Origin of the sequence: Ammoniphilus sp. YIM 78166, assembly GCF_004522215.1 — a bacterium.
Taxonomy (GTDB): domain Bacteria; phylum Bacillota; class Bacilli; order Aneurinibacillales; family RAOX-1; genus YIM-78166.
In genome coordinates, this window is the sequence record NZ_SDLR01000004.1 from 710,977 (window position 1) to 726,642 (window position 15,666).

Sequence of the window (15,666 nt, forward strand, 5' to 3'; positions counted from 1 at the left end):
TAACCTTAACTAGGTAAGATGACCATAACCCATTCGAAAATGATATAGAAAAGCAGGTGAATCCATGAGTTCGATTATTTTAGAGACGAAGGACCTCACGATCTCCTTCGGCGGACATACAGCGGTTAATGAAGTGAGCTTAAAGGTTCCGGCTTATGAGTTCAAATCGATTATCGGTCCGAACGGCGCGGGAAAGACGACGTTCTTTAATCTGTTGAGCGGCCAGCTCAAACCAACTAAGGGGCAAGTCCTATTTAAAGGGCAGGATGTCAGTTCACAATCTCCTTCAGAGCGAGCGCGAGCAGGGATTGGGCGTTCTTTTCAGATCAGCAACATCTTTCCTCAGCTCACAGTACTAGAAAATGTCCGGTTGGCGGTTCAAGCTCAATCGGGTATTCTGTATAATTTTTTCTCACACTTTAAGAAGTTTAAGACATTTGAGGAAAAAGCCTATCATCTATTGGAAACAGTTTTACTAGATAAGAAAAGCGACCAGTTGGCTAAGAACTTAGCCCACGGCGAAAAGCGAAAGCTTGAAATCGCCATGCTGCTCGCGCTGGAGTCGGAGATTCTATTGTTTGATGAGCCAACGGCCGGGATGTCGCTGGAGGAAGTGCCCGCCATTCTAGAAGTGATCCATAAGATCAAAGAGAAAAAGGATCGGACCATTATCCTTATCGAGCACAAGATGGATATGGTTCTCGACCTTTCTGATACTTTAACGGTTCTGTTTAACGGCAAGTTATTAGCCGATGGAACCCCACAAGACATTATGAACAATGAACTCGTTCAAACCGCGTATCTAGGAGGATTGTATGACGACGCTTCTTAAAGTGGACCAGATCCAAACGTATATCGGACAATATCATATTTTGCAAGGGGTTTCGTTTGAGGTGAAGCAGGGGGGAGTTACGGTTCTCCTGGGGAGAAATGGGGCAGGGAAGACTACGACCTTAAGATCCATCATGGGCCTCAATCCGATTAGTAAAGGAAGCATTATCTTTAAAGGAGAAGAGATCAGCGCCTTTCCAACTCATACGATTGCGAAGCGAGGAATCGGCTATGTTCCGGAGGACCAATCGATCTTCGGTGACCTCACTGTAGAAGAGAACATGAAGGTGGCCATGCAAAAGGAAGATGAGCGCACGCTGGCAAGCCTGAATTATATCTTGGAATTGTTCCCTGACTTGAAGACCTACTGGAAAAAGAAAGGCGGTCACTTGAGCGGCGGGCAAAAGCAGATGCTGGCCATCGCTAGAGCCTACGTTAATAATAATGAGCTGTTGCTTATTGATGAACCGAGTAAAGGCTTGGCCCCGATTGTGGTGGAGAAGGTCATGGATTCCATCAACCAGATCAAAGAAAAAACGACGGTGGTGTTAGTGGAGCAGAACTTTATTATGGCGAGCGGCGTCGGTGACAGCTACTACATCATCGACGATGGACACACGGTGCATTCAGGATCGATGAAGGACTTGAAGCAGGATGAAAAGCTGAAGAAACAATATTTGGGGATTGCCTAGAAGAGAGGGGAACGTATGGATCTCATATTGACATTAGGTTTAAATGGCCTAGCCACCGGAATGCTCATTTTCCTCCTTGCGGCAGGTTTAACGCTGATTTTCGGCTTGATGGATGTGTTGAATTTTGCCCATGGAGCCCTGTTTGCTTGGGGAGCTTATGCAGGGGCGTGGTTTTATCTTATTTCCGGTAGCTTTATTGTAGGCATTGCGCTTGGGATTTTAGTCGGAGTATTGGTTGGGTTTCTGATGGAGCGTTTTGTCATTCGTCCGGTTTACGGCAATCATATTCAGCAAATCTTGATTACAATGGGCGCGATGCTTGTTTTAAGCGAATTGCTTAAGGTCTTCTGGGGACCGAACCAGCATATGACGCCTGTGCCTTCCTATTTGGATGGAAGCTGGCAGGTGGGTGAGCTGATTATTATTAAATATCGTGTATTTATCATCGCGGTAGGATTAGCGGTTTTGATTGGATTAGAGTATGTCATGAATCGCACGAAGATCGGCTTAATTGTACGGGCAGGGGTTATTAACAAAGAAATGGTGCAGGCGCTAGGAATTAATATTAAAAAGATATTTGCTCTTGTCTTTATGTTTGGTGCAGGTCTGGCAGCATTAGGAGGCGTCCTGATGGGACCCTATTCCGGTTCTATTAATCCTTCTATTGGGATGGAGAACATGCTGTTAGCTTTTATCGTGGTCGTGATCGGTGGGATGGGCAGCATCAAAGGCTCCGCTTTGGCTGGTGTTTTAGTAGGACTATCGGGAGCCTTCATGGCTTACTACTTCCCGGAAGGAACGCTAGCGGTTAACGTCCTGTTGATGGCTGCCGTGTTATTGATTAAGCCTTCTGGATTATTCGGGGTCAAGGGGTGAGAAAAGAATGAAAACAGAAGTCAAGGTGTTTCAATCCACGCTAGAGAAAAATCCATTATGGAAAAGTTCGTTAGTCGTTCAACTAACGATACTCGCCCTCTTGCTTGCTTTTCCATTGGTGTTTGATTCAAGAAGTACATTAATTATGGTTTCTCAAATGTTTATTTTCGGTGTTTTTGCGATGTCTTACGACATCCTGCTCGGGTATACGGGAATTATCTCTTTTGGTCATGCTATGTTTTTTGGTCTTGGCTCCTATGCCACGGGCATACTCATGAAGCAATGGGATAATACGCTTGGGGTGTTGCTTGTCGCCGTAGTCATTACCGTGGCACTAGCTTTTGTGATCAGCCTGTTTATCGGTATTCTCTCGCTGCGGTTAAAAGCGACTTTCTATGCCATGATCACCTTGGCGTTTGCTGAGTTATTCTTTATCGTAGCGGAAAAGTGGAGGTCCTTGACCTTTGGAAATGACGGGTTTAGCTTTTCGATCCCTAAGCTCTTGAATGACCGTGTGACCTTTTACTATGTCGCTTGTATTTTTATGGTGGTCATGTACTTGTTCCTTAAGCGTTTCATCGAATCTCCGGTGGGAAAGGTCTTGGTTGCCGTCCGGGAAAATGAACAGCGTACAGAGTCACTTGGGTACCAGGTGGTTCATTACAAAATCATTGCCAACATCGTAGCCGGGGTAACGGCTTCCTTGGCCGGGGTTATGTATGCGTTGTCGATTAAATTCGTAAATACCTCAGTCCTTGCGGTCGATAAAACGGTAGATGCTTTGTTAATGACGATTGTGGGTGGAGTAGGAACCCTGTTTGGACCCCTTTTAGGTTCTGTTATTATTCAATATGCCCATGAGTCCTTGACAGAGCTGGCGAAAGTGCACTGGATTTTTGAACGTTGGCTTATTCTGTTTGGTATCATCTATATCCTCATCGTCATGTTCTTTCCGAAGGGAATCGTGGGCACCATTCAGGAAAAGTGGAAAGCCCGAGGGGCGAAGTCATGAGTGGAACAGGGGGCGAATCAATGAGTAAAGAGCTCGTAAACGGGTTTCAGATGGCTTACGAAAAGCTAGGGGACGGGAATCGCACGCTGCTCCTCATTCATGGAAATCTAGGGAGTAAACGCTGGTGGAACTTGGTGAAGGAGGAGCTGGCCCAGCGGTATACGGTGTATTCGGTTGACCTGCGGGGATGTGGTGAGTCAGAAAAGCCTAACCATGGCTATTCGCTCCCTCAGTATGGGGATGATGTTCTTGCTTTTATGGATTTAAAAGGAATTCGGAGCTGTTCTGTAATTGGCCACTCCATGGGGGGAGCCATTGCGGTTGATCTCGCCTCTAAAGCGGGGGATCGAATCGAAAAAATGTTGTTGCTCAACCCGGCACCGATCTATGGCTACGTCACGAGTGACGAGAAATACGACATGATCAAGAGGTACTCGACGGATCGTGAGCTTCTACAAGCCGCTTTAAGTGCTGTTGTTCCAAAAGGAGCCCATCTTCCTTTGTTTGCTGATTTGGTAGAAGATGCATGGAGCAGTACGCATACAGCTATAAGTAATGCACGGTCTCTTGGTGTGATGGATTATCGGGAGGCAGCACGGAGGATCGAGCAGCCTGTTTCCATCTTGTTTGGCGAACAGGATGTATTGATTTCTCTAGAGGATATGAAAAAAATGCAGTCTTATTTTCCTCATGGTGAGTTAGTCACTCACCATGAGGTGGGGCATTCTCCGCAAGTGGAGGACCCGGAGTGGTTTTTGCGAGAAACTCTCGCGTTTTTAGAGAGATAAGAGAGGGCATCCCAGGGTGGGGTGCTTATTCTTTTCGACAAGGAACAAAATTGTTCTTTAAAAAGAACTAGACTTGTTCTATAATGAAGGTAGTAAAATACTCCTGCTAGGTGGTTCTTAATGACTAAGATAAACAAGTCAAAGTTTGACGAAGTGGATTTGAAACAGCATTTAAAGGAATGGAATTGTACAGATTTAAAAAGTACCGCCATGCTTTTAAATCTGATGGAGAAAATGGGGTTCGAGGTTAACAATTGGAAGGTAAAGGTCCCAGCGGTTGTGGAGAAAAAGTAAAGTGGAGGGAATTGGCATGGATGCGAAGGGCAATATCGAAGGACTAGATATGGAGTGGGTAGCTTTGATATTAGAAGCGAAGGAATTGGGGCTATCTTGTGAAGATATAAGGGAATTTTTAGGACAATCCACCATAGTCAAATAGGGTATGAGTTTGCTATAATTATAATGATAGCCAAATCATTCAAAGGAGCCTAACGTATCTATGGTTCTACCCAGCAATCTTGACGATGAAACCATTAGGCTTGTGCAAGAGGCAATGGCTTCAGGGGTGAGCAAAGAAGAGTTTCGAGAGTATCTCGAATTTAAGAAAAGCGAAAGGGCTGCCCGAGGAGAGTAAGCGATTTTTTTATGTCCATTAGTTCTTTAAAAAGAACACTCCTTGTTCTGTTTAAGTGACTGACACCCCTTTGACTTGGAGGATAAAACCTTCAAGTTTTTTTTACGTAGAAGAAGCGTCCCTACAGGTAGGAACGCTTCTTTTATATTAGCAAACGAAAAGCAACGAGAATAAGGGAGGTTCCTAAGACGTACATGAGAGCCCTAGAAGGGAGTTTTGACGCGATCTTTGCTCCTAATTGACCACCGATAAAAGCCCCGGGCGCTAAGAATAATACATAGCTCCAATCGATATGGCCCATCACCCCATGGGCAATCGTACCACTGATGGAAGAAACGAAGATCGTAAGCATGGAGGTAGCGGCCGCAATATGAGGTGGAAAGTGCAACAGGATCGTCATGGTGGGAACCATAATGGATCCTCCTCCCACGCCTAAGAACGAAGAAAGGAATCCCGTAGCAAAACTAATCGTCAGTCCTAATCCTTGATGATAGGAGTATGAAAACGACATTCCGCTCTGATCCTCGAACTCACGGCTTACCGATGGGCGAAGAGGCAAGTCTATAGGGTTGCTTGGCTTAAATAAAATAAGCAAGGATACACAGAGCAGAAACAAGCCAAAGGCAAAATGAAAGACCTCTCCTGTGAGAATGAATTTGGACAATATAGCTCCAATAATGGATCCAGGTACCATCGCAAGCGCGAAGGCGATCCCGCTTTTGACATCAATTCGTTTTTGGCGCAGATAGGCATAGGTGCTAGAAAGTGAATTGATGAGCAAGACAGCCATGGAAGTTCCCACAATCAGTTGAGGATTTAAAGGGAAAAAGAATAACAGGAAAGGAATGATAATAAATCCGCCGCCCAAGCCGACGAGGGAACCAGCCAGTCCGGCGAAGGTACCAATGAGTACCAGCAATAAGTAATCCAGCATTAGAAATCTATCCTTCGTAGGTGAGATTGTCTTGATCTTCTTCTAGTGATTCAAACCGGTCGCAATTTCTTTTGTCTTGAATACAGGAGGAGCAAATATAGTTTCCATAAAAAGAAACAAAAACATACGGAGTGTGTCCTCCACAAAATTCGCAACGATACAGATAATACATAAAAGGACCCCGAATCTTTATTTGTTAAATTCTCATTCTATCATTCTAATTCAATCCCTGTACCTGCTCAACTGTTTGTTTTTTTGCATACGCTCACATCTTCTAACATGACAGAATAAATTAATAGAAAGAGATGTTCAGAGAGGAGGATCATCAATGAGTGAACACCATCTGAACAACGTCAAAAAGGTCATCTATATTTGCGAGATGTACAGGGATAAGCGATTTTATTACCGTCAAGAATATTTAACAAAGCTGGGTCGTTGGGGGGAGCCAAAGCCTATTTCGGAAGACACTTTCCTTAAGCGGCAAGATGATGGATATCCGGTTGTATATAAGAAAATCGACAAGCTGCCGGCATTCATTTTGGAGCAACTGAAGGATTTGGATTCGCTAATTGATCTTGCTCTGGACACGAGGGATAAAGACTGGTTTGACGAATTGGTGAGCAAAAGAAAAGAAATTTTTTAGTCTTCTTGATGAGGCGGAGTACGCCTTATCTTTTTGCCTAAATACATAATGGTGTAAGGAAGGAAAATGGGCATGGAATGGGTCATTCAATGGTTATTTTTACTTTTATCCCTGGGGGTGTTTTTGTACTGGATTAAGCACCCGCCTTTTCGGGATTGGGCTTTAGTGTTCTTCTCCACTGGCTATTTTTCCATTTTTATTGCCGTTATATTTGTGGAAGAAAAGTCGTTTGCTTTTCCTGTTCGCTTTTTGCCAGAGTACTTCTCCACCAACGTTCTATATGAGTTCGTCTTTTTTCCGATCATCTGTGTTTTGTACAATTACACGACGTTTGGATCTACGATAGAAAGGGCGATGGGACAAGCGGTCCTGTACAGTTTGCTGCTTACTGCAGCAGAGTTTTGGTTTTTGAAACGGACAGAGCTCATTGTCTACCATCGCTGGAATCTCATGCATACGTTTATCAGCATTATTATTTTTCTTATTTTCACCCGTTATGTATTGAAATGGTTAGGAGAGCCTGACCCTAAAAAGATGCGTTCTTAAGGTTGGCTGCCACCTTACGATTAATTCAAGACCACTAGGATTCCGGTTACGATGAGAATAGTCACACAGGAACCAATCACCGCTGCTATGGCGTTTTTCTCAGCGGCTGATAAACGGATGACTTCGTGGGGATGTCTCTTCTTTTGAACCAATTTGTAGACGCCTGTAATAAATGACATCGAACTTCTTCCTCCTTAGGGGTAAGCCCCTATAGTTTTGCGTCGTACGGTTTGTCGTATTAAGTCGAATTATATCAAAATCTAGACAAAAATAAAGCAGCCAAGAAGGCTGCTTTATAACTTTTCCGTAAACTTTTGCATCAGGGCCGACCGTTGTGTTTTTTTCCTCGCTTTATACTCGTTTTCTACTTGCTTTACGATGTCCGTAGGATGTCCCGAAGCAAGAAGCTCCTGCTCCATTTTCCCAAGTAGCTGATAAAACTGTTTGTCCGCGTGGGATTCCATTTGGTTCACTTTCGATAGATAGGCAGAAGCAAGACCAAAGGCAGACTGATCCGAGGCTCCACTTTTGACCGCTTGATAGTCCTGTTTCGCTTGCTGAATTAAACCCTTTAGCTTTCCTTGGTACGATCTCTCTAGTGTCTGAAATTTTTGTTTGTATTTATCGACGATAGTAGTCACTGCTGGCCGCTCTTCTTGGGGTTTAGGTTGTTGTGGTTCTGAAGGTATCGGAGAGGAATCCTTGGGAACCTCTGGTTTAGAATCCATCTCTTCGGTCTGAGTTCCTTCAATTTCTACCTCGGCTGGAATCTCCGGGTTATCCAACCAATCCAAATTGGCATTGTCTTCGGAAAATACTAAGGGTTGCTCTGGGGGGGGCGTCTCTTGTGGCTTTTTTACAGGAGATAGGAATGAATAAGAAACCACAGCCAGGAGCAGAAACGCTGTGCTGGCCAGAAGCCATTTGCTTTTTATCACAACTCTACAACCTTTCTTAATTAAGGGTTTATCCCACTATTTTAACACATTGTGAGAAAATAAAATAAAGTTTACCAATAAATAATTCAATTAAACAGTTGCATAAATATTTATTCCCTGTTACTATCAAAAAAGTGAATTGTATTCGACATTATTCGATAAGAATTATCAGAAAAATAAGGGGGTTAAACTAAATGAAAAAGTTCTCTGTATTGGGCATTATATGTGCACTTGCACTAACTATAACGGCTTGTGGAGGCGGTAGCCAACCGGCGGAAACCGGAGCACAACCAGCAAAGAAAATTATAGTAGGTACGAATGCGGCTTTTGCTCCATTTGAGTTTATGGATAAAGGACAAATCGTTGGTTTTGATATTGATTTGTTGGCTGAAGTCATGAAAGAAGCCGGACTTGAGCATGAAGTGAAAAACATGGGATGGGATCCTATGCTTGCTGCTGTTCAAGGGAAGGAAGTAGACATGGCGATCGCTGCGGTTACCATTAATGAAAAGCGTAAGGAAACCTATGATTTCTCCAGCCCATACTTTGAATCTACCCATATGATTCTTGTTCCTGAGGGTAGCACGATTGCGAATGCCAACGATCTATTAGATAAGAAGATTGGGGTTCAGAACGGCACGACAGGACAAGCAGCTGTAGAAGGTCTGATTGGAGCGGAAAATCCAAACATCAAAAAGTTCGAAGATAACGTGGTAGCGATAATGGAACTTTTGAATGGTGGAGTAGAAGCAGTGGTTACAGATAATACTGTAGTTAATGAATACTTGAAGAACAATCCAAACCAGAAGGTTAAAGGGATTGAAGATACGCAAGTCTTTGAATCTGAGTTCTATGGCATGTTGTTCCCCAAAGACAGTGAGTTAAGGGCGCAAATGGATGCAGGATTACAAAAAGTGATCGAAAGCGGGAAATATACGGAAATCTACAAAAAGTGGTTTGGAGTCGAGCCTAATGTAGAGGCATTAAAGCAATAATAGGAAAAAGAGTTGCGTAACGGGCATCAATGTCCGTTGCGCAATTTTACATAGAGGAGTGATTTAGGTGGATTTTCGTTTTGATATCGTCGTCGAATATGCTCCTTTTTTCTTAAAGGGAATCATGTGGACGATCGGCTTATCGCTCATTGCGATTGTAGTCGGTTCTATACTTGGACTTGCGATTGGTCTAGGAAAGATGTCGCTCAACAAGTGGATCCGAATGCCGTTTGAATGGTATATCAATTTTTTTCGAGGAACACCGCTTTTTGTGCAAATCCTCTTGATTCACTTTGGTTTAATTCCCTTATTCACCACACAACCTAACCCCATTGTTTCTGCTGCCGTTTCTCTTTCTTTAAATGCTGCAGCGTATATCGCGGAGATATTCCGCGCAGGAATTCAATCCATCGATAAAGGTCAGATGGAAGCGGCACGCTCCTTAGGTATGACTCATGCACAAGCCATGTGGAATATTATTTTACCGCAAGCTCTCAAACGGATGATTCCACCATTTGGGAATGAATTTATTGTGTTAATTAAAGACTCGTCGCTGGCTGCCGTTATTGCCGCACCAGAGCTGATGTACTGGGGCCGGGCGGCACAAGGACAATACTACCGAGTATGGGAACCTTATTTAACCGTTGCTGTTCTCTACCTTGTACTGACACTTTCTCTTAGTAAGCTGCTCAATTACTTAGAAAAGAGGTACTCGACGCAATGATCGAAGTGAGAAACCTGAAAAAGTCGTTTGGTCAACTTGAGGTGCTAAAAAACATCAACGCACATGTTAAAGAAAAAGAAGTCGTGGTGGTGATTGGTCCCTCTGGTTCGGGAAAATCTACGTTTCTCCGTTGCTTGAACCTGCTAGAAGAGGTTACGGGTGGAGAGGTGTTAATCGATGGGGTTGACTTAACCGATAAAAACACGGATATCAATAAAGTGCGTACGGAAGTAGGGATGGTGTTTCAGCGCTTTAACCTCTTCCCTCATATGACCGTGCTGGACAACATTACGCTTTCTCCTATAAAGGTTCGTAAATGGCCGGCGGACAAAGCAAAGAAGAAAGCGATGGAGCTTCTGGAGAAGGTCGGGTTGAGGGATAAGGCCCATGTTTATCCTGATTCCTTATCCGGTGGACAGGCTCAGCGTGTCGCGATTGCGCGCGCGTTGGCGATGGAACCGAAGATCATGCTGTTTGATGAGCCGACCTCCGCGCTCGATCCGGAAATGGTAGGCGAGGTACTTGCGGTAATGAAGCAATTGGCTCAGGAAGGCATGACGATGGTCGTGGTCACGCATGAAATGGGATTTGCCCGAGAAGTAGGCGATCGCGTGATTTTCATGGACGGGGGCTATATTGTGGAAGAAGCCGAGCCGAAGGAAATCTTCGATAACCCTAAGCATGAACGGACGAAAGCTTTTTTGTCCAAAGTTCTATAAGTAAGTGGAAGCAGTCTCCTTTGTGGGAGGCTGCTTTTTTTTGTACATACGACTGCTTGTTTAGCGATATAAATGAAGCAAGGAGTGATATTGCCTATGAGCAGGTGGTCGATCGGCATTGTAGGAGCTATTTGTATCCTGATTGGCGTAGAAGTGACGCGTTATGCCATGAGAATCATGGAGAACCGGTTCTTGGATATTTTCGCCCTTGCGGTGCTGGGCGTGTATATTGTATATATCCTTCGGTTGTTGTGGAGGAAGTAAAGGTTGTTGGCTCGCCCGAAAAGTGGCGGGGATCGCCCAAAAGTGGGGTGCAAACGCCCAATGCTAAGTGGGTCGCCCAAAAGGGAAGTCGGCTCGCCCGAAAAGTGTTGGGGATCGCCCAAAAGTAGGGTGCGAACGCCCAATGTTATGTGGGTCGCCCAAAAGGGAGGTCGGCTCGCCCGAAAAATGGCGGGGATCGCCCAAAAGTGGGGTGCGAACGCCCAATGCTAAGTGGGTCGCCCGAAAGGGAGGTCGGCTCGCCCGAAAAATGGTGGGGAACGCCCAAAAGTGGGGTGCGAACGCCCTCACTTAGGGAACGACCAAAAGTGGGAATCGGTCGCCCAATCCACTTGGCCACCATGCAGGAATTCTCCATCATCGTATCGAATGAATCCATTAATACCATAAAAGGAGTGATTCTATGCATGTTCCAGTGAGAAAAAAATCGCGTAAAATTCTTGCGCTAGAGGCTTTGTTGCGTCGCATTCCTCTCGATCATCCTAAAAGAGAGGAGATTGCAACCTACCGAGATAACCTGCTAGCAGGCTATCATGGTGAGACGCAAGTAGACTATTATCTTCAACTGCTCCCTGAAAGTAATAGCTACACTCTTTTACAAGCTCTCCGCCTTCCGCTTCACAATACTACCTTTCAGATTGACACCCTTCTCATTACTCCTACCTTCATGCTTAATATTGAATCGAAAAACATTAGTGGAATTTTGAAGTTCAGCCAGTCGCCAACACAGTGTACGAGAATCAAGGACGAAAAAGAAACGGGATACATCGACCCTATCGAACAAGCTGATATTCAATGCAGACAACTTCGACGTTGGCTCGAGTTTAATAATATCAAACCAGGCCCAATAGAGTTTCTAGTTGCCATCTCCAATCCCTCCACCATAGTACAGTCCTCCACTCCTCAGAGCAATCTTATTCACGTTGTCCATCTCCCCAAACGAATTCAACTATTGGAAGCTAAGTATAAAGAAAGGTTTATCACGCCTTCCTTTCAAGAAAAGTTAACGGAGCTTCTCCGGGAAAGACACCAACCGGAACCCTCGACTATGCATGAAAAATATAACATTAGTCCAAATGAAATAATCAAAGGCTTGCAGTGTCCAGTTTGTAGCCATTTTTCGATGTTAAAGAAACAAAGGGGGTGGCATTGCCTGAAATGCAAGGCTCTCTCAAAGGAAGCTCACGTTCAAGCAATCGAGGACTATTTCCTTTTATTCAACTCCACTTTAACCAACCAACAATGTCGCGATTTTCTTCTCCTCGATTGCCGCTATAAAGCGAAACGCATTCTAGCCAACATGAACCTCCCCACCCAAAACAACACCAAAGGCCGCACCTATGCTACTCCCCCACATTTAACAGCTTATAAGCCATAATCGCGAGCTGCAGCTTCATTCGATCGTCCGCGGACTGGAGGTCGAGACCTGTTTTTTTCTCGATCTGATTTAAACGATACTTTAAGGTATGTCGGTGAATATACAACTCGGCTGCGGTGGTATGGATGCTTTGATTGTTCTGTAAGTAGGTTTCAAGGGTGAGGATCAAGTCCATCGCCTGTCGTTTCATGTACAGTAACTCCCCCAGATGCTTCTCGTAAAATTCCCTAAGGTCAACACCTAATTCTTTCATTTGAATGAGAAGATGATACATACCCAGATCATCGTAGTGGACAACGGTTTTGGGTTTCAACAGGAGCTTGGCAAAGGTAACGGCGTGCTGGGCTTCTTTAGCGCTGTTAGCTAGGAGATGAATGTCCTTGTAAGTTCGTCCGATTCCAATACGAAGGTCTCCTGACGATTTCCACTCCCGTTCCATTTCCTTGCCCAATTCTATTAAATCATTTCGAGGCGAGCTTTCTGCGACCTCTGTGAGCACGATCAGTCCGTCAAATTTATAACGTACAATAAATTGTAGGCCACGTTGACGCATGATGTGCTGGACGAGGGCATAAAGCCGTTCTTCTTCACCAAACTCGACTCGCATATGCATGACCGCTTGGTTAAGTGTGAGGTCGTAGCCTAGGCGTTTTGCTCGTTCCTTGGCATGGGCTGCACTTTGGAAATTCTGGTTAAGAATCTCGTCCAAGAAGTCACCTTGTAAGCGCAATTCGGTGTCCTCAACCGCTTTTTGCTTTAAAAACTCAATGGCGTATACGGTTGCAGCGTGCTCGATGGCAATGACATCGAGATCGGTCCAAGCTCCCGTTTCCTTGACGGCAAGGATGGAACCATAGTTGGTTTCATTGGCGATGATAGGGTAAATCTCCGCGCGTAATCGGGGGTCGGTCACCTGAAGCGTGTCCAAATCAAGGCCATCGTGAATAACGAGAGTATCAAGGGCGCCGTCCTCTTCGTTTAGCAGCAAAACACTTCCTTTAATCAGTTCGGATAGTGTACGCGTAATTGGCATTAAACCTTGATTGCCTAGAACCAGCCGATTAAATTCCTTGTGTATGTTAAGGGAGTACTCATAAAGCTTGAGCTGCTTATTCACGATTTGTTCGAGAATCGCGCGAGTCAGGGCGGAGAAATTGATGTCTGTAGGAATTTCGATCATGGGCAAGCTGGCTTCGTTGGCGATCTCAATAAAGCTCGGGGGAATCTCCTGCAGATAAAAGCCTGTATAGATGGCTACGCCGGACAATCGTTTATTGGCGAGTAAGTACTGAAATTGCTTTCGCTTTTGTTCTTGGTCAAGGAGCCCGAATCCTGTGGTGATGAGGAATTCTCCTTCCTGAAAACGGCTAATGTCATCGATGACTTCTACGATCGTAACCCATTTGACCTCGTTGTCTAAGCCGTCTTGTCCGGCAATGAGCCTCGTTTGCGCCATGACGGGGAGACGGAGTGCTTCATGAATGGTAATCCCCATCTTGACCGCTCCTTTCGGTTCTTTGTAGTAGTTGTATCATGAAAGCGCCTCTGGGGACAACGGTTTTTCATTAATCGATCTTAAAGTTTCCATAGTCAATGACTAGAATTTTTCCTTTTTTCAAGCGGACGTTTTTCCATTTTGCTTTTAACCTTTTTCTTTCTTTGACAATATCCCCTGGATCAATATGTTTTTTCTTGAATTTTTTGTGGAGCTTAATGACCTTTTTCTCATAGGACTTCGTTTCAGGTACTTTTTTGTCCAATTTCTCCATAATAACCCAACCGTGGCCTGATTCATAGACTTTAGCTAGCCTTCTTTTCAAGGTAGAGGAGACCGATTTATAAATCTTTGCTTCCTGGTTGTTGTCTTCAATCCCTTTAACGGAGATGGCGATCTTTAGCACCTTGTCGTCGCTGATATCGTATACAATTCGATTTTTTCCTGCATCGATAAAGGGGTAGTATAATTTCAATTTCCTTCTCGCCAAGGAAGCATCGGAGTTGTTGGTGCTATACCCGCGTTTTTTTACTTTGGAGATCCATTTCTCAATTCGTTTGATTGATCTTTTATCTAGATACTCTTCACTCATGGGATATCTCCCCCCAATCTATTAGAATTTATTCTATTAATCTATCATATGCATGTCTCTACCCTTTGGTGTACGAAAAGGGACAGCCGCCTTATACACGGTGTACAAAAAGACCCTCACCATTTTCGGTTGAACGGGACAATATCACGCGGGGGAGGGTGTGTAATATGATGGTAATAACAAGAATTGCAGCAAAGGGGGTTAATGCTTATGGAACAGAAAAGAGATCACTTAATCAAGCCCGTTCTAGAACATTCCTATCCGGTGATTTCTTACGGAAAGGGAATATATTTATACGATGTGGAGGGTAAGCAGTATATTGATGGGGCATCGGGTGCGGTGACGGCTTCTATTGGACACGGCGTCCCGGAAATTGCTGAGGCGATGATGGAGCAGGCGGGTAAAGTATCCTTTGCCTATCGTTCCCAATTTACGAGTGAACCTGCGGAGAAGCTGGCCAAGAAGCTGGCAGAGCTGGCTCCAGGGGACCTCAATTGGTCGTTTTTCGTCAACAGCGGATCGGAAGCGACGGAGACGGCCATGAAAATTGCGATTCAGCATTGGCAGGAAAAAGGGTACAAGGGCAAAAACCGGATTCTCTCCCGCTGGATGAGTTATCACGGGATTACCTTAGGGGCCTTGTCCATGTCGGGGCATGTGTTGCGCCGGAAGCGTTTTATTCCTTTACTGGAGGATTTTCCAGCGGTCTCTGCTCCATACTGCTACCGTTGCCCATTTAATAGTAGCTATCCTAGTTGTCAGTTAGCCTGTGCGAATGAGCTGGAAACGGCGATTCGAAGAACAGGTCCAGAAAATATAGCCGCCTTTATTGTTGAGCCCATCATCGGAGCCTCGGGGGGAGCGGTGACCCCGCCAGATGGATACTATCAAAAAATCCGAGAGATTTGCGATAAATACGAGATTCTGTTTATAGCGGATGAAGTGATGACAGGTATCGGGCGTACCGGCAAAATGTTTGGCGTTGATCATTGGGATGTCGTGCCGGACATTATTGCTTTAGGCAAAGGAATGAGTGCAGGCTATACGCCGATGGCCGCCACCTTGGTATCCGATCGGGTCATGGAGCCGATTCTGAATGGCTCGAAGTCGGTCATGGCCGGTCACACCTACAGTGCGAATCCTCAATCGGCAGCGGTTTCGTTAGCTGTGCTTGAATTTATCGAAAGACATCAGCTCGTGAAGAATGCGGAAGAAAGTGGAGCATATCTATATGAACAACTAGCCAATATGGCCCCGTCTTACTCCATTATCGGCGACGTCCGCGGCAAGGGGCTGCTTCTGGGGATGGAGTTGGTTAAAAATTCGTTCACGAAAGCCCCTTTCCTTTTATCTCAAGGGATTACTTCGAGAATCATTGAGCGTGCTTTTGCAAAAGGGCTCTTGGTCTATCCTGCGACGGGCGGGATCGATGGGGTGGCTGGGGATGCGATTATTGTGGCTCCTCCGCTTACCATTAAAAAGGAAGAGATTGACCGATTGGTCTCTATTTTAGAAGAAACCATCCTAGAGATCCAGCGGGAGCTGGAAGCGGAAGGATTGCTCGATCATAGCCAAGCGGTTTAGGAG

Annotated in this window: 22 protein-coding genes; 17 read left to right on the forward strand and 5 right to left on the reverse strand. The window is 45.0% G+C overall.

Features of this window, described 5'->3' with window-relative positions; genetic code table 11:
* Window positions 1-64: 64 nt before the first annotated feature.
* From EIZ58_RS20070 to EIZ58_RS20100, 8 genes are all read left to right on the forward strand, one after another.
* Window positions 65-832 carry an ABC transporter ATP-binding protein gene (locus EIZ58_RS20070; protein ID WP_134702640.1) on the forward strand — a complete coding sequence of 256 codons (768 nt, stop codon included), beginning with the start codon at window positions 65-67 and terminating at the stop codon, window positions 830-832.
* Entirely contained in the window at window positions 816-1,523 is a 708-nt protein-coding gene (locus EIZ58_RS20075) for an ABC transporter ATP-binding protein (RefSeq protein WP_134702641.1), read from the forward strand. Before EIZ58_RS20070 ends, EIZ58_RS20075 begins: the two co-directional genes overlap by 17 nt.
* A 15-nt stretch (window positions 1,524-1,538) precedes the next feature.
* The gene (locus EIZ58_RS20080; protein WP_134702642.1) at window positions 1,539-2,399 is read left to right on the forward strand and encodes a branched-chain amino acid ABC transporter permease; all 861 of its coding nucleotides are present in this window, start codon (window positions 1,539-1,541) and stop codon (window positions 2,397-2,399) included.
* Between the two features lie 7 nt (window positions 2,400-2,406).
* Entirely contained in the window at window positions 2,407-3,411 is a 1,005-nt protein-coding gene (locus tag EIZ58_RS20085) for a branched-chain amino acid ABC transporter permease (protein ID WP_134702643.1), read from the forward strand.
* A gap of 20 nt (window positions 3,412-3,431) precedes the next feature.
* On the forward strand, window positions 3,432-4,199 hold the full coding sequence (locus tag EIZ58_RS20090; RefSeq protein WP_167577815.1) for an alpha/beta fold hydrolase: 768 nt from the start codon (window positions 3,432-3,434) through the stop codon (window positions 4,197-4,199).
* 120 nt (window positions 4,200-4,319) lie between these two features.
* Entirely contained in the window at window positions 4,320-4,493 is a 174-nt protein-coding gene (locus EIZ58_RS33570; RefSeq protein WP_167577816.1) for a hypothetical protein, read from the forward strand.
* 16 nt (window positions 4,494-4,509) lie between these two features.
* Window positions 4,510-4,638, forward strand: a complete 129-nt coding sequence (locus tag EIZ58_RS20095) for an anti-repressor SinI family protein (RefSeq protein ID WP_134702645.1) — start codon at window positions 4,510-4,512, stop codon at window positions 4,636-4,638.
* Window positions 4,639-4,698: 60 nt separating this feature from the next.
* Window positions 4,699-4,833, forward strand: coding sequence for an anti-repressor SinI family protein (locus EIZ58_RS20100; protein WP_134702646.1), 135 nt, complete (start codon window positions 4,699-4,701; stop codon window positions 4,831-4,833).
* Between the two features lie 142 nt (window positions 4,834-4,975).
* On the opposite strand, the gene EIZ58_RS20105 is transcribed toward EIZ58_RS20100, so the two are convergent.
* Window positions 4,976-5,767: a sulfite exporter TauE/SafE family protein gene (locus EIZ58_RS20105; protein ID WP_134702647.1), complete on the reverse strand. Its 792-nt coding sequence runs from the start codon at window positions 5,765-5,767 to the stop codon at window positions 4,976-4,978.
* 328 nt (window positions 5,768-6,095) lie between these two features.
* On the opposite strand from EIZ58_RS20105, the gene EIZ58_RS20110 reads away from it, so the two are divergent.
* Complete coding sequence (locus EIZ58_RS20110; RefSeq protein WP_134702648.1) at window positions 6,096-6,410, forward strand: IDEAL domain-containing protein; 315 nt, start codon at window positions 6,096-6,098, stop codon at window positions 6,408-6,410.
* 72 nt (window positions 6,411-6,482) lie between these two features.
* A complete protein-coding gene (locus tag EIZ58_RS20115; protein WP_134702649.1) occupies window positions 6,483-6,956 on the forward strand; it encodes a CBO0543 family protein in 474 nt (157 codons plus the stop codon).
* Between the two features lie 20 nt (window positions 6,957-6,976).
* Here the strand turns inward: EIZ58_RS20115 and EIZ58_RS33575 are convergent, their stop codons facing one another.
* Complete coding sequence (locus EIZ58_RS33575; protein ID WP_167577817.1) at window positions 6,977-7,135, reverse strand: hypothetical protein; 159 nt, start codon at window positions 7,133-7,135, stop codon at window positions 6,977-6,979.
* 114 nt (window positions 7,136-7,249) lie between these two features.
* Window positions 7,250-7,894 carry a hypothetical protein gene (locus tag EIZ58_RS20120; protein ID WP_134702650.1) on the reverse strand — a complete coding sequence of 215 codons (645 nt, stop codon included), beginning with the start codon at window positions 7,892-7,894 and terminating at the stop codon, window positions 7,250-7,252.
* Window positions 7,895-8,088: 194 nt separating this feature from the next.
* Here EIZ58_RS20120 and EIZ58_RS20125 point away from each other — a divergent pair, with 194 nt between their 5' ends.
* The 6 genes from EIZ58_RS20125 to EIZ58_RS20140 all read left to right on the forward strand — a co-directional run bounded on the left by EIZ58_RS20125 (window position 8,089) and on the right by EIZ58_RS20140 (window position 11,992).
* Window positions 8,089-8,889: a basic amino acid ABC transporter substrate-binding protein gene (locus EIZ58_RS20125; protein WP_134702651.1), complete on the forward strand. Its 801-nt coding sequence runs from the start codon at window positions 8,089-8,091 to the stop codon at window positions 8,887-8,889.
* Between the two features lie 67 nt (window positions 8,890-8,956).
* Window positions 8,957-9,613 carry an amino acid ABC transporter permease gene (locus tag EIZ58_RS20130; protein WP_134702652.1) on the forward strand — a complete coding sequence of 219 codons (657 nt, stop codon included), beginning with the start codon at window positions 8,957-8,959 and terminating at the stop codon, window positions 9,611-9,613.
* Window positions 9,610-10,332 (forward strand): amino acid ABC transporter ATP-binding protein, encoded by a 723-nt coding sequence (locus EIZ58_RS20135; protein WP_134702653.1) that lies wholly within the window; start codon window positions 9,610-9,612, stop codon window positions 10,330-10,332. Before EIZ58_RS20130 ends, EIZ58_RS20135 begins: the two co-directional genes overlap by 4 nt.
* A 96-nt stretch (window positions 10,333-10,428) precedes the next feature.
* Window positions 10,429-10,596, forward strand: coding sequence for a hypothetical protein (locus EIZ58_RS33580; RefSeq protein WP_167577818.1), 168 nt, complete (start codon window positions 10,429-10,431; stop codon window positions 10,594-10,596).
* Between the two features lie 224 nt (window positions 10,597-10,820).
* Window positions 10,821-11,033, forward strand: a complete 213-nt coding sequence (locus EIZ58_RS33585; protein WP_167577819.1) for a hypothetical protein — start codon at window positions 10,821-10,823, stop codon at window positions 11,031-11,033.
* On the forward strand, window positions 11,030-11,992 hold the full coding sequence (locus EIZ58_RS20140) for a nuclease-related domain-containing protein (protein ID WP_167577820.1): 963 nt from the start codon (window positions 11,030-11,032) through the stop codon (window positions 11,990-11,992). Before EIZ58_RS33585 ends, EIZ58_RS20140 begins: the two co-directional genes overlap by 4 nt.
* Here EIZ58_RS20140 and EIZ58_RS20145 read toward each other — a convergent pair.
* Window positions 11,958-13,487: a PucR family transcriptional regulator gene (locus EIZ58_RS20145; protein ID WP_134702655.1), complete on the reverse strand. Its 1,530-nt coding sequence runs from the start codon at window positions 13,485-13,487 to the stop codon at window positions 11,958-11,960. The genes EIZ58_RS20140 and EIZ58_RS20145 overlap by 35 nt on opposite strands.
* Before the next feature lie 70 nt (window positions 13,488-13,557).
* Window positions 13,558-14,079 (reverse strand): hypothetical protein, encoded by a 522-nt coding sequence (locus EIZ58_RS20150; protein ID WP_134702656.1) that lies wholly within the window; start codon window positions 14,077-14,079, stop codon window positions 13,558-13,560.
* A 210-nt stretch (window positions 14,080-14,289) separates the two neighbouring features.
* On the opposite strand from EIZ58_RS20150, the gene EIZ58_RS20155 reads away from it, so the two are divergent.
* Entirely contained in the window at window positions 14,290-15,663 is a 1,374-nt protein-coding gene (locus tag EIZ58_RS20155; protein WP_134702657.1) for an aspartate aminotransferase family protein, read from the forward strand.
* Window positions 15,664-15,666: the final 3 nt, after the last annotated feature.

Bases quoted from the DNA above. Each gene is read 5' to 3' on its own strand.
- EIZ58_RS20070 (WP_134702640.1), top strand. From the start codon at position 65: ATGAGTTCGATTATTTTAGAGACGAAGGACCTCACGATCTCCTTCGGC.
- EIZ58_RS20075 (WP_134702641.1), top strand. From the start codon at position 816: ATGACGACGCTTCTTAAAGTGGACCAGATCCAAACGTATATCGGACAA.
- EIZ58_RS20080 (WP_134702642.1), top strand. From the start codon at position 1,539: ATGGATCTCATATTGACATTAGGTTTAAATGGCCTAGCCACCGGAATG.
- EIZ58_RS20085 (WP_134702643.1), top strand. From the start codon at position 2,407: ATGAAAACAGAAGTCAAGGTGTTTCAATCCACGCTAGAGAAAAATCCA.
- EIZ58_RS20090 (WP_167577815.1), top strand. From the start codon at position 3,432: ATGAGTAAAGAGCTCGTAAACGGGTTTCAGATGGCTTACGAAAAGCTA.
- EIZ58_RS33570 (WP_167577816.1), top strand. From the start codon at position 4,320: ATGACTAAGATAAACAAGTCAAAGTTTGACGAAGTGGATTTGAAACAG.
- EIZ58_RS20095 (WP_134702645.1), top strand. From the start codon at position 4,510: ATGGATGCGAAGGGCAATATCGAAGGACTAGATATGGAGTGGGTAGCT.
- EIZ58_RS20100 (WP_134702646.1), top strand. From the start codon at position 4,699: ATGGTTCTACCCAGCAATCTTGACGATGAAACCATTAGGCTTGTGCAA.
- EIZ58_RS20105 (WP_134702647.1), bottom strand. From the start codon at position 5,767: ATGCTGGATTACTTATTGCTGGTACTCATTGGTACCTTCGCCGGACTG.
- EIZ58_RS20110 (WP_134702648.1), top strand. From the start codon at position 6,096: ATGAGTGAACACCATCTGAACAACGTCAAAAAGGTCATCTATATTTGC.
- EIZ58_RS20115 (WP_134702649.1), top strand. From the start codon at position 6,483: ATGGAATGGGTCATTCAATGGTTATTTTTACTTTTATCCCTGGGGGTG.
- EIZ58_RS33575 (WP_167577817.1), bottom strand. From the start codon at position 7,135: ATGTCATTTATTACAGGCGTCTACAAATTGGTTCAAAAGAAGAGACAT.
- EIZ58_RS20125 (WP_134702651.1), top strand. From the start codon at position 8,089: ATGAAAAAGTTCTCTGTATTGGGCATTATATGTGCACTTGCACTAACT.
- EIZ58_RS20135 (WP_134702653.1), top strand. From the start codon at position 9,610: ATGATCGAAGTGAGAAACCTGAAAAAGTCGTTTGGTCAACTTGAGGTG.
- EIZ58_RS33580 (WP_167577818.1), top strand. From the start codon at position 10,429: ATGAGCAGGTGGTCGATCGGCATTGTAGGAGCTATTTGTATCCTGATT.
- EIZ58_RS33585 (WP_167577819.1), top strand. From the start codon at position 10,821: ATGCTAAGTGGGTCGCCCGAAAGGGAGGTCGGCTCGCCCGAAAAATGG.
- EIZ58_RS20145 (WP_134702655.1), bottom strand. From the start codon at position 13,487: ATGGGGATTACCATTCATGAAGCACTCCGTCTCCCCGTCATGGCGCAA.
- EIZ58_RS20150 (WP_134702656.1), bottom strand. From the start codon at position 14,079: ATGAGTGAAGAGTATCTAGATAAAAGATCAATCAAACGAATTGAGAAA.
- EIZ58_RS20155 (WP_134702657.1), top strand. From the start codon at position 14,290: ATGGAACAGAAAAGAGATCACTTAATCAAGCCCGTTCTAGAACATTCC.